This is a genomic window from Micromonospora sp. DT31 (assembly GCF_049841795.1).
Lineage (GTDB): Bacteria > Actinomycetota > Actinomycetes > Mycobacteriales > Micromonosporaceae > Micromonospora.
This window is the reverse complement of the sequence record NZ_JBNCKZ010000063.1, coordinates 1-926: the sequence shown is the minus strand read 5'-3', so window position 1 is coordinate 926 and position 926 is coordinate 1. Positions and strand designations below refer to the sequence as shown.

1 protein-coding gene is annotated in these 926 nt (G+C 68.5%); it reads left to right on the top strand.

Features of this window, described 5'->3' with window-relative positions:
• On the top strand, positions 1 to 889 hold an 889-nt coding region (locus ACLQ2X_RS28390; protein ID WP_425684140.1), incomplete at its 5' end, for a transposase.
• Positions 890 to 926: the final 37 nt, after the last annotated feature.

Below are 926 nucleotides of genomic sequence, written 5' to 3'. Positions count from 1 at the left end.
GCATGTGCACCGGCCGCTGCCCGCCGACACCGAACTCGCCCGCTCGATCGCGGTCCTCGCTCGCGCCTGCCAGGACGCGACGTGGCGGCGCACCCGAGCCAGCAACGAGCTGCGGTCGCTGCTGCGCGAGTACTACCCGGCAATGCTCGAGGCGGCCGCCAACCGCAGCGGCAGCCTGGCTACCCCGCTGACCCGAGCCTTGCTCGAACTCGCCCCGACTCCTGCCGCAGCGCTCACGCTGTCCAAAACCCGTATCGCCGCCGCACTCCGCCGGGCCGGCCGCTCCCGCAACATCGACCAGGTCACCGCCGAGCTTTACGCGATCCTGCGCCGGCCTCACCTGCGCCAGGACCCGCTCGTCGAGCAAGCGATGGGCATCCAGGCACTGCGGCTGCTCGCCACGCTCACCACGGAGTGCGCGAGCATCGACCACCTCTCGGTGGCCGTCGAGACGGCGTTCCAGCAGCACCCGGACTACGAGATCATCACTAGCTTCCCTGGCATCGCAGCCCAAGCCGGCGCACGGCTACTGGGTGAGATCGGCGACGACCGCACCCGCTTCGTCGATGCTCGATCGTTGAAGGCCTTCGCTGGCGCGGCCCCAGTGACGCGTGCTTCCGGCCGCAGTCTGGTCGTCTCGCAACGCCGGATCAAGAACGACCGACTTGCCGCAGTCGGCTTCACCTGGGGGCTGTCAGCGCTCAACCAGTCACCCGGCGCGCGAGCCCACTACGACCGACGCCGAACCGCCGGCGACGGTCACGCCGCCGCCTTCCGTCACCTATTCAACCGCTTCCTCGGCTGCCTCCACCACTGCCTGAGAACACGGCAGCACTACCGAGAAACGACGGCCTTCCCCATTTCGGTCGAAGTCGCTGTCGCTGCTTGACAGCTATGCCCATCGGATGTCTTATCGGCGAAGGTCA